Genomic DNA, 10,705 nt, shown 5'->3' with positions numbered 1-10,705 from the left:
TCTGGGTCATCGTGGGATCACTTTCTGGGTTCTTGGAGGAACACAACGGTCTCCCACGATGGCCCGCCTACGTCAACGACGTCGAGAGCTCCGCGGGGGAATTACACCACGCTATGGGACTCACCCCCGTCGCCGCGTTGGAGCGCGACCCGATATCCTTGCGCCGCGCACTGCTCCGCCTCGTCGACGCGACAGCCCCGCATGTGGGCGGATGCCGCGTCGAGCAGTGGCACGGTGGCGGGGCCGTCGAGAAGTTCCCACGCGCGTTCCGTCCCGAGCGTCACGATCCGCTGACGCAGCACCGCGAGTGTCGGCCGGTCCGCGGCCCACACCGCGGCATAGCCTCCGGTGACGGCTGCGTCGAGCGCGACATCCGCCGGGCTGCGCGGATCGGTCGCGATCGAGAACGCGACGCGAAGCGCGTCGTCCACTGCACCGAGCCGCAAGAGGGCCAGAGCCCGCAGGGCAAGGGTCGGAGCCGTTGGCGCATGCTCGCGGGCATCGGCGTCCAGCGACTGCACGGCACGGGTGGGTCCGTCGGCGGACATCGCGAGCGCACGCGCACGCAGCAGCACGAGGCGGTGACGCTGGCCCGGATCCATCAAGACGCGGTCCAGTTCGTCCAGCACACGGTGCGCTTCACGCAGCCGATCCTCCCGGATCAGGTGCATGGCCAGATCCAGACGGCTCTGCACCGCGTCCCCGCTCGCCACGGCGGCGCGCAACAGCCCCTCTACGCGGTCCGGCGCCAGGTGTCGCGCCTCGGTCACGAGGTCTCTGAGCTCACCCTCCGTCATCCGGTCGCCGCGACTGAACCGCCAGCCGGCGGCGCGGATCCGTTCGTAGCCCGTCGATTCACTCCGTGTCGCAGCATCCGCCAACTCCCCCCACAAACGCCGTCGGCGGAGCGGAGAAAGACCGGCGATCACGCTGTCGCGCCAGATTCCGGGGCCGAGCCGCACGATCGGCTGCTCATCGCCGGTGACCGCGACGAGCAGGTCCTTCGCGGCTCGCCGCGCTGCGGGCTCCCCCACGATCTCGTGCAACATGGCGAGGCGGAGCGGCTCGCCGAGCACGACCAGCTCGACGATCTCCCGCTGCTCGTTCTCGAGTGCGGCAAGGCGCTCCGAGAACAGCGCACCGATCGACGCCGTCGGAGTCAGATGGCGCGAGAGCCGCCACACCCCCCGCACCTGCACGATGGAGCCGTCGGCGAGCCCGCGGCGCACCCGCTCGCGCAGCACGAGCGGAATGCCTCCGCTCACCGCCGCGAGATCGCGAGCAAGCGCCGCGTCGACGAGACCCCCGAGCAACCCCTCCACCAGCGCGACAGATTCGTGCTCCAGCAACGGCATCAGCTCGATGCGCCGTCCGCCCTCCTGTGCCCACAGTCGTACCAACGGCTGCGGCAGCACACCTCGCCAGCCGAGCGTGGCGACGATCCGCGTTCCCTCGGCAGCGATCTCGCCGACGAGTCCTGACGCCTGAACGTCCAGGTTCTGGACGTCATCGATTGCGAGGATGCCGACGCGCCGCTCCCGCAACTCGCGCCGCATCCGCCCCCGCACGGCGCGCAGACCGTCGTCGCCGACGCCGGCATCCGCCGGCGTCAACTCGCGAAACGGGTGCAGCACCAGCGCGCGGTCCACAGCGTCGGCGATGATCAGCACGGAACCGGGAGCCGCTTCGACGAGGTCCGCCAGCACCCGCGACTTGCCGACTCCCGGTTCTCCGGTGATGAGCACGTTCGATCCCGAGTCCGCGCACTCCTGCAGCACCGCGGCCAGCGCGGCGCGGTCAGGCGGACGTTCGAGGGTCATGATCGACGATCACACCACGAGAAGCGTCGTCGACGGAAGATCTGCGAGACGAGCGTGATGCCTTGCGCCGTGCCCCGCGATGCGGCGATGGAACTGCATGGTGCGATCCTGTCCGGGTCGCGGAACGGAGCACATACGTATTCAGGCGGCGATACGCGATTGCCTACGTAGCCGGCTCCGCGAAGAGTGATCACAAAACGACGATCGGTGCTCGCCGAAAACCGTGAAAGTCTGTCGCGCTGACGGCGGTGTAGGCGCCCATCATGGGTGAGACCACGAGATCACCGACGGCCAGCCGAGGAAGCAGACGGTCCCTCGCGACGACGTCTATCGAGTCGCACGTGGGACCCGCGATCGTTTGACGTCGTAGCTCCCGGTGAGACGTCGTGATGATGACCGGATCGACGTGGTCGAACAACACGTTGGAGTAGCCGCCATAGACGCCGTCGTCGATGAATGCCCATTCTCGGCCGTCGGGCCTCGTCGAAACGGAGACGACACCGGCGATGAGCGTCATCGACGGCGCCGCGACGAAGCGCCCCGGCTCGGAGAGGAACTCTATGTCCGTTCGAGACTCGATCACCGGGTTGAGCACTTCAGCGATGGCGTCGAGTTCGGGCGCGACCCGTCGATATGTCACGGGAAACCCGCCGCCGATGTCGACGGAGCGGATCGGGTGAGCGTCGGCGCGCAGTCGGTCCACAAGATCGATCGCGGCCCCCACCGCGCGTGAGAATGCCCCCGTGTTCTCGCTCTGGCTGCCCACGTGGAAGCTGAGTCCGCGGACGGGCACCCGCCGCCTGCGTGCATAGGCGAGCAGTCCCGGAGCAGCATCGATGCCGAGCCCGAACTTGGCGGACAGATCGATGGGGTTCGCCGGGTCGGGGAACGCCAGCCGGACCAGCGCTTCCGCCGACGGAAACCTCTCCAGCTTGTCGACCTCGCCAAGGTTGTCGACTACGAAGGTGCGGATGCCGTGGCTCATCGCATACGCGATGTCGGCGGCCTTCTTGTGCGGGTGGGTGTGGATGATGCGCTCCGGGCTGGCGCCGGCAGCGAGCGCGGCGTCGAGTTCGGCGTTCGAAGCGATGTCGAAGCCCATTCCAGCCCGTGCGAGCCTGCTCAGCAGTACGGGGTGCGAAAGTGCTTTCACGGCGTAGTGGTGTGCGACCCGCGGTAGATGACGCATGAGCTCGTCGGCTGCGCGAACCGCGCGGTCGCCGTCGAGGACGAACAGCGGCGTGCCCCACCGGCGCAGGGCGGCCTCCACCGCCGGGCTCCGAAGGACTTCGATGGGCGAGACGGCGTGCTGCCGTTCGCCGAGGTCAAGAGACGACACGGCGCTTGCGCCATCCCAGTCGCTTCGTCGCGACGAAAGCCCCCGCCGCGATCGCGTAGAACACCAGGTCCGCCCCCACTTTGCCGATGCCAAGAGCGATCGGTGTGTTGCCGAACAGCAGCAGGCTGCCCGCGACCGCCACGGGACGCGTGAGCAGCGAGTCGAGCACCTCGGACGGCCCGAACTCCGCCGCCGTCAGCGCGACCGAGCGGCCGGCGATCTCGCGGAAGGACCCGTGCGGAGTCGCCCGGCTCACCTCGCGCGCCGTCGTCGCGATCATCACGCCGTAGAAGCCGAGATTCTCACCGACGATGCCCGCCACAGTGACGGCAGCGATCGACGCGGCCGCAAACTGGAAAGGCAAGGCGAACGCCAGCAGTAGCAGCGTTCCGGCGATCTCCGCGGGACCGTACCGGACGATCCAAAACCACACCACACGCATTGCACTTCCCCCTCGTTCTCTCAGGCGCTTCCCACGGCGGCCCGATTGCAATCTGTTCAGTGTCGCCTCGTGCCCGAGCAGGCACACTAGGTGGATCGCGGGCGCGAGCACCGAGGACTACGTATCGACTACGGTCTGCGGCGCGGACCGCCCCACGTCGCGTCGCGCTCGACGCGTCAGCAGGTAGCAGGCCGCAGAGACGACATAGAACACACCGTTCGCCGCGAGACTGCCGGCCAGGAGCGCCCACCCCTCTGCGGGAATCAGCAGCATCGCCAGGGCGAGAAGAGCCGGTCGCGCCGCGAACGTGTCAATGAGCGACGCCGGTCCGAACTCGGCCACCAATTGCGCGCCTCCGCGCGCGATCGCCGTGCGCGGAGATCTGCCCTCGCTGCGCTCTTCGTGCCAGATCGTCACGAACATCGGCGCATAGAAGCCGATCGAGTCTGCCATCGTCGCCGCCCAGACGGTGATCCACGTCGCGTCGTGCCAGACCCGGACTGACAGCCCCGCGGCGACCGCGGCGACGGTGGCGCACGCCTCGGCCGGTAGATAGCGTCGCAGCCAGAAGATCAGCCCGGGCACCCGCATCACACTCGCCGCAGCTGCATCTGACACCGTGGCCCCCTCCACTGTTTGCTACCGGGAGGAGCCTGCGTGGCGTACCGGTGATACCCATGCACGAACAAGGGCGCGCCGGACTGCGGGGGTCGACTACCTCGTCCTAGCGGTGTCGCGGTGGAACGGTTGGGCCGCGGTCTACGCGTGCCCGGCTCGCTCCATGGCACGCAGTTCCCGCTTGAGGTCTTGCACTTCATCACGCAGGCGGCCGGCGAGCTCGAACTTGAGCTCCGAAGCGGCGGCGAGCATCTGGGCGGTGAGATCCTCGATCGTCGCCTCCAGCTGCATCGCGCCCTCGGCGGCGATCCCCTCGCGCCGCAGCTGCGGCGTGGGCGACTTGCCTTTGCCCGACGAGGACTTCGACGCGGCCCGGCCACCCCGACCTTTGGCCCGCAGCATCCGATCCGTGTCGTCGGCCTCGCGCGTGAGCGCGTCGGTGATGTCGGCGATCTTCTTGCGCAGCGGCTGCGGATCGATGCCGTGCTCGGTGTTGTAGGCGATCTGCTTCTCGCGGCGCCGCTCGGTCTCGTCGATCGCGGAGCGCATCGAGTCGGTCATGTTGTCGGCATACATGTGCACTTCGCCCGAGACGTTGCGCGCGGCGCGGCCGATCGTCTGGATGAGGGACGTACCGCTGCGCAGGAACCCCTCCTTGTCGGCATCCAGGATCGCGACGAGCGATACCTCCGGCAGATCGAGCCCCTCACGCAGCAGGTTGATGCCGACGAGCACGTCGTACACGCCCTGCCGCAGTTCGGTCAGGAGCTCGACGCGCCGCAGGGTGTCGACGTCGGAGTGGAGGTAGCGCACGCGCACGCCGTGCTCGCCGAGGAAGTCGGTGAGCTCCTCGGCCATCTTCTTCGTGAGAGTCGTCACGAGTACGCGCTCGTCGCGCTCGACCCGCACCCGGATCTCTTCCAGCAGGTCGTCGATCTGTCCCTTCGACGGCTTCACGACGATCTGCGGGTCGACCAGGCCCGTGGGACGAATGATCTGCTCCACGACACCGTCAGCGATGCCCATCTCATAGCGCCCCGGCGTCGCCGACAGGTACACCGTCTGCCCGATGCGCTGCTTGAACTCGTCGAACCGCAATGGGCGGTTGTCGAGTGCGCTCGGCAGCCGGAACCCGTGGTCGACCAGGGTGCGCTTGCGCGAGGCATCCCCCTCGTACATCGCCCCGATCTGCGGCACCGTGACGTGCGACTCGTCGATGACGAGGAGGAAGTCGTCGGGAAAGAAGTCGAGCAGCGTGTGCGGCGGCTCCCCCGCCTCGCGTCCGTCGAGGTGACGGGAGTAGTTCTCGATGCCGGAGCAGAACCCGAGCTGCTGCAGCATCTCGAGGTCGAAGGTCGTGCGCATGCGCAGCCGCTGAGCCTCCAGGAGCTTGCCCTGCCCTTCGAGCTCTTTCAGCCGCTCGCCCAGTTCGGTCTCGATCGTGCCGATCGCGCGCTGGACGGTGTCGGTGCCGGCGACGTAGTGGGATGCCGGGAAGATCGGCACGCTGTCGAGGCGCTGCACGATATCGCCGGTGAGCGGATGCAGCATGTACAGCGCCTCGATCTCGTCGCCGAACAGCTCGATGCGCACGGCGAACTCCTCGTACACCGGGATGATCTCGATCGTGTCGCCACGCACGCGGAAGTTGCCGCGCGAGAAGTCCACATCATTGCGGTTGTACTGCATCGCGATGAACTTGCGGATGAGGGCGTCACGGTCGTAGCGCTCTCCCACCTGCAGCGCGACCATCGCCCGAAGGTACTCCTCCGGCGCGCCGAGGCCGTAGATGCACGACACCGTGCTGACGACCACGACGTCGCGCCGGCTCAGCAGCGAGTTGGTCGTGGAGTGGCGGAGACGTTCGACCTCGGCGTTGATGGACGAGTCCTTCTCGATGAAGGTGTCCGTCTGCGGGACGTAGGCCTCAGGCTGGTAGTAGTCGTAGTAGCTGACGAAGTACTCGACCGCGTTGTGCGGCATGAGCTCGCGGAACTCGTTCGCCAACTGCGCGGCGAGGGTCTTGTTGTGCGCGAGCACGAGCGTGGGCCGCTGCACCTGCTCGACGAGCCACGCCGTTGTCGCGGACTTTCCCGTGCCGGTCGCGCCGAGCAGCACGACATCGGTCTCGCCGGCGTTGATACGCGCCGCGAGCTCGGCGATGGCCTGCGGCTGGTCGCCGCTCGGCGCGTACTCGCTGACGACCTCGAAGGGGCGCACGGATCGCGTGGTCTGCATGTTTCCAGGCTAGACGGGCCCCCCGACACGAGCTCCGGCGTTCGCCGCGAGCGTCGACCGGACAACCGGGAGAGTCGGTGTCAGGCCTCGTCGTCCTCGCCCGATTCGAAGTCCCCCGTCGCGAAATCGTCCCACTCGGGCTCGGCATCGGAGCAGCGGCTGTGGCCCGTGCTGCGGATACGCATGGCGGTCCCCTCTCGGACGATCGGCTCAAGTCATGACCTCAGATTAGAGGGGGCGGATGAACAGCGGGTTGCGGGCCGATCTCCGCGTCGTGTCGCCGGGCTCCGTGAGCATCGCCGCGGGTGCTGGGCGGGCGCTATGGTGGGTCAATGATCGCGCCCACCGCCACCACAGTGACGGTTCCGCGCCTCGCGCGCTGGATGGTCGTGTGGTTCGTGGTCTCCGCCGTGATCCAGATCTACGACGCTGTCTTCGTACTGCTGGGACCGCTCTCCCACGCGGGCGGTCCGCTGGCCGGGCTCTGGCCTGGCCACCTGCTCTACGCACAGTTCGACCACCGGTACGCGAACTTCGACGCGTTCGGGACGGCCCAAAGCGCGCTCAACCTCGTCGAAGCCGCCGCATTGTTCTGGGCGGTCGCTCGTCGCCGACGCTTCTCCGGTGTCGTGCTCGGCCTCATCGTTTCGGTCGCGACGTTCTGGAAGACCGTGCTGTACTTCGGCGTCGAGATCTCCAGCGGGCTCGCGATGACCCGCCAGTCCGTCGAGGACGGCAACATCGCGGGCTTCCTCGGGATCGCGGTTCTGCCGAACACGTTCTGGCTCGTCATCCCGGCCTGCGTCATCATCTCACTCGCGAGACGTCTTGTTCGTCTCGGCGACGACCTCCAGCGCGCCTAGTCGCCGTCGCGCACGCGTGCGGCGCGAGATGCTGAGGAGAGCCGTTCCCACAGCGCGTCGGTCTGCGCGATCGTGTCCTCGAGTGAACCAGCCGTGTCGATGACGACGTCGGCAACAGCCAGCCGCGCATCGTCATCTACCTGCGAAGCGATGCGCGACACCGCCTCGTCACGCGTGAGCCCGCGCAGCTGCACAAGGCGTTCGATACGCGAGGATGCCGGGGCGTGCGCGACGACGATGAGATCCCACGGGTCGTCGACGCGCGCCTCGACGAGCAGCGGCACGTCGTAGACGATGACGGTGTTCGGGTCGGCGGCGGATGCCGCCGCGAACCGCCGCGCCGATTCGGCACGCACGGCGGGATGAACCATGCCGTTCAGGCGATCCAGGGCATCACGGTCGCCGAACACGACCCCGCCCAGCGAGGCACGGTCGAGCGCACCATCCGCCATGAGCATCTCGTCCCCGAAGACGGCGGCGATCTCGGCCAGCACGGGCGAACCTGGTGCCTGCACATCGCGCACGATGGCGTCGGCGTCTACGATGACGGCACCGTGCTCAGCGAGTCGACGGGCGATGGTCGACTTGCCGGATGCGATTCCGCCGGTCAGAGCGATGAGGCTCATGCCTGACAGCCTGTCACGGCAGCGCGGACGATGGTGGAAAGCGGAACGGGCCACCGCCCCCGACGGTGACGTCGGAGGGCGGCGGCCCGTTCGGAGAGGATTCGGCTCAGCTTTTCAGTGGCGCTGCCGCGCCGTGGGGCGAGAAAGCCTGGGTCATGTCACGAGACTTTCGCATCAGCGACCCGAGAGCTTCTCGCGCAGAGCCGCGAGCGCCTCGTCGTCGGCGAGCGTACCGCCGCCGAGCACGTCGGACGAGAACGAAGAGCCACCGGTCTCGGCGGGGGCGGCAGCCTCAGCCTCGAGCGCGTTGGCGACGGCGGCCTTGTGCTGCTCCCAGCGCGCCTGCGCGGCGGCGTACTCCTGTTCCCACTTCTCACGCTGCGCGTCGAAGCCTTCGAGCCAGGCACCGGACTCGGGGTCGAAGCCCTCCGGGTACTTGTACTCGCCGTTCTCGTCGTACTCTGTCGTCATGCCGTACAGCGCCGGGTCGAACTCGGTGCCGTTGGGGTCGACCGACTCGTTGGCCTGCTTGAGCGACAGCGAGATGCGGCGGCGCTCCAGGTCGATGTCGATGATCTTGACGAAGACCTCTTCGCCGACCGAGACGACCTGCTCGGCGAGTTCGACGTGCTTGCCCGACAGCTCCGAGATGTGCACGAGGCCCTCGATGCCGTCCGCGACGCGCACGAACGCGCCGAACGGGACGAGCTTGGTGACCTTGCCCGGCGCGACCTGGCCGATCGCGTGCGTGCGGGCGAAGACCTGCCACGGGTCCTCCTGCGTCGCCTTCAGCGACAGCGAGACGCGCTCGCGGTCGAGGTCGACCTCGAGGATCTCGACGGTGACCTCCTGGCCCACCTCGACGACCTCGGAAGCGTGCTCGATGTGCTTCCACGACAGCTCGGAGACGTGCACGAGGCCGTCCACGCCACCGAGGTCGACGAACGCACCGAAGTTGACGATCGACGAGACGGTGCCCTTTCGGACCTGACCCTTGTGCAGGTTGTTGAGGAACGTGGTGCGCGACTCGGACTGCGTCTGCTCCAGCAGGGCGCGACGGCTCAGCACGACGTTGTTGCGGTTCTTGTCGAGCTCGAGGATCTTCGCCTCGATCTCCTGACCCAGGTAGGGCGTGAGGTCACGGACGCGACGCAGCTCGATGAGCGAGGCGGGAAGGAAGCCGCGCAGGCCGATGTCGACGATGAGGCCACCCTTGACGACCTCGATGACGGTGCCGGTGACGACGCCGTCGTTCTCCTTGATCTTCTCGACGTCGCCCCAGGCGCGCTCGTACTGGGCGCGCTTCTTGGAGAGGATGAGTCGACCTTCCTTGTCCTCCTTCTGTAGGACAAGGGCTTCGACCTCGTCGCCGACCTTGACGACTTCGTTCGGGTCGACGTCATGCTTGATGGAGAGCTCGCGCGAGGGGATGACGCCCTCGGTCTTGTACCCGACGTCGAGGAGCACCTCGTCGCGGTCGATCTTCACGACGGTGCCTTCGATGAGGTCTCCGTCGTTGAAGAACTTCAGGGTCTTCTCGACCGCGGCCAGGAAGTCCTCAGCAGATCCGATGTCGTTGATCGCGACCTGCTTGGTGGCCGGGGCGGTCGTTGCGGTAGTCATATAGTGGGTTGTCCTTGTTGGGTTGGTGTTGTCGGGCTCCGGTGTGCACGTACGGCGAGGCCGCACGCGACATCCGTACTCCGGACGAATCCAGAACGAGCGGATGCCGACACCGAAGCGGTCGGTCAGGGATTGCGTGTCACGACGGCACGGCGAACGCGCCACACGCGTGACACTCCAGGGTACCAGAACCGCCGATCACCCGGCGAGGAGACCGTGACAGGATGAGCGCGTGCCCGACCGTCTCATGCTGCTCGATACCGCGTCCCTCTACTTCCGCGCGTTCTACGGTGTGCCCGACACGGTACGCGCCCCCGACGGGACGCCCGTGAACGCCGCCCGCGGGCTGCTCGATATGATCGCGAAGCTCGTCACGGCCTACGAGCCGACGCATCTGGTCGCGTGCTGGGACGACGACTGGCGGCCGCAGTGGCGAGTCGAGCTGATCCCGAGCTACAAGAGGCACCGCGTCGCAGAAGTCACTCCCGACTCGGGCAGTCCCGACATCGAGGTCGTGCCCGATCCGCTCGAGGCGCAGGTTCCGATCATCCGTGAGGAGCTGCGGGCGCTCGGCATCCCCATCGTCGGCGCCGCGCAGCACGAGGCCGACGACATCATCGGCTCGCTCGCCTCGCAGTCGCCGCTGGCCGTCGACGTCGTGACCGGCGACCGGGACCTGTTCCAGCTCATCGACGATGCTCGGGGAGTGTGCGTCATCTATACCGGGCGCGGCATGAGCAACCTGGAGGTGCTCGACGACGCCGCTGTCGTCGCGAAGTACGGCATCCTCCCGACGCAGTACGCCGACTTCGCCGTCATGCGCGGCGACGCCTCCGACGGGCTGCCCGGGGTCGCCGGCATCGGCGAGAAGACCGCCGCGGGACTCCTCACCGCACACGGCGACCTCGCCGGGATCGTCGCCGCGGTCGCCGCAGGCACGGGCGTGACCGCCGGCATCCGCGCAAAGCTCCTCGCCGCGGCGGACTACCTCGGGGTGGCCCCACGGGTCGTCGAGGTCGTCCGCGACCTCGACCTCGGGCCGGTGCCTCCCGCGGGGTCGCGTCTGAAAGCCCCGGATGCCGAGGCGATCGACGCGCTGGCCGCGCGCTGGAACCTCGGCTCGTCCGCTGCACGGG

The 10,705-nt window shown here is 67.9% G+C and carries 9 protein-coding genes; 2 read left to right on the top strand and 7 right to left on the bottom strand.

The features are described from left to right. Nucleotides 1–101 precede the first annotated feature (101 nt). From WBP48_RS16455 to uvrB, 5 genes are all read right to left on the bottom strand, one after another. Nucleotides 102–1,820 carry an AAA family ATPase gene (locus WBP48_RS16455; protein ID WP_424441820.1) on the bottom strand — a complete coding sequence of 573 codons (1,719 nt, stop codon included), beginning with the start codon at nucleotides 1,818–1,820 and terminating at the stop codon, nucleotides 102–104. 190 nt (nucleotides 1,821–2,010) lie between these two features. Continuing rightward, nucleotides 2,011–3,159 (bottom strand): type III PLP-dependent enzyme, encoded by a 1,149-nt coding sequence (locus WBP48_RS16450; protein ID WP_424441819.1) that lies wholly within the window; start codon nucleotides 3,157–3,159, stop codon nucleotides 2,011–2,013. Then, on the bottom strand, nucleotides 3,146–3,601 hold the full coding sequence (locus WBP48_RS16445) for a hypothetical protein (protein ID WP_424441818.1): 456 nt from the start codon (nucleotides 3,599–3,601) through the stop codon (nucleotides 3,146–3,148). Before WBP48_RS16445 ends, WBP48_RS16450 begins: the two co-directional genes overlap by 14 nt. Before the next feature lie 117 nt (nucleotides 3,602–3,718). Next, nucleotides 3,719–4,219, bottom strand: a complete 501-nt coding sequence (locus WBP48_RS16440; RefSeq protein WP_424441817.1) for a hypothetical protein — start codon at nucleotides 4,217–4,219, stop codon at nucleotides 3,719–3,721. A gap of 141 nt (nucleotides 4,220–4,360) precedes the next feature. Continuing rightward, on the bottom strand, nucleotides 4,361–6,457 hold the full coding sequence (gene uvrB / locus WBP48_RS16435; protein WP_424441816.1) for an excinuclease ABC subunit UvrB: 2,097 nt from the start codon (nucleotides 6,455–6,457) through the stop codon (nucleotides 4,361–4,363). 332 nt (nucleotides 6,458–6,789) lie between these two features. On the opposite strand from uvrB, the gene WBP48_RS16430 reads away from it, so the two are divergent. Then, complete coding sequence (locus WBP48_RS16430; RefSeq protein ID WP_424441815.1) at nucleotides 6,790–7,320, top strand: hypothetical protein; 531 nt, start codon at nucleotides 6,790–6,792, stop codon at nucleotides 7,318–7,320. On the opposite strand, the gene coaE is transcribed toward WBP48_RS16430, so the two are convergent. After that, complete coding sequence (gene coaE, locus WBP48_RS16425) at nucleotides 7,317–7,946, bottom strand: dephospho-CoA kinase (protein ID WP_424441814.1); 630 nt, start codon at nucleotides 7,944–7,946, stop codon at nucleotides 7,317–7,319. The two genes, WBP48_RS16430 and coaE, sit on opposite strands and share 4 nt — an antisense overlap. 174 nt (nucleotides 7,947–8,120) lie before the next feature. Continuing rightward, a complete protein-coding gene (gene rpsA / locus WBP48_RS16420) occupies nucleotides 8,121–9,569 on the bottom strand; it encodes a 30S ribosomal protein S1 (protein ID WP_424441813.1) in 1,449 nt (482 codons plus the stop codon). A 232-nt stretch (nucleotides 9,570–9,801) separates the two neighbouring features. Here rpsA and WBP48_RS16415 point away from each other — a divergent pair. Next, nucleotides 9,802–10,705: 5'-3' exonuclease (locus tag WBP48_RS16415; RefSeq protein WP_424441812.1), on the top strand; the 904-nt coding region annotated here is incomplete at its 3' end.

Source organism: Microbacterium sp., assembly GCF_049661145.1.
Taxonomy (GTDB): Bacteria; Actinomycetota; Actinomycetes; order Actinomycetales; family Microbacteriaceae; genus Microbacterium.
This window is presented reverse-complemented; position numbering and strand designations above follow the sequence as displayed.

Bases quoted from the DNA above. Each gene is read 5' to 3' on its own strand.
- WBP48_RS16455 (WP_424441820.1), bottom strand. From the start codon at position 1,820: ATGACCCTCGAACGTCCGCCTGACCGCGCCGCGCTGGCCGCGGTGCTG.
- WBP48_RS16445 (WP_424441818.1), bottom strand. From the start codon at position 3,601: ATGCGTGTGGTGTGGTTTTGGATCGTCCGGTACGGTCCCGCGGAGATC.
- coaE (WP_424441814.1), bottom strand. From the start codon at position 7,946: ATGAGCCTCATCGCTCTGACCGGCGGAATCGCATCCGGCAAGTCGACC.
- rpsA (WP_424441813.1), bottom strand. From the start codon at position 9,569: ATGACTACCGCAACGACCGCCCCGGCCACCAAGCAGGTCGCGATCAAC.
- WBP48_RS16430 (WP_424441815.1), top strand. From the start codon at position 6,790: ATGATCGCGCCCACCGCCACCACAGTGACGGTTCCGCGCCTCGCGCGC.
- uvrB (WP_424441816.1), bottom strand. From the start codon at position 6,457: ATGCAGACCACGCGATCCGTGCGCCCCTTCGAGGTCGTCAGCGAGTAC.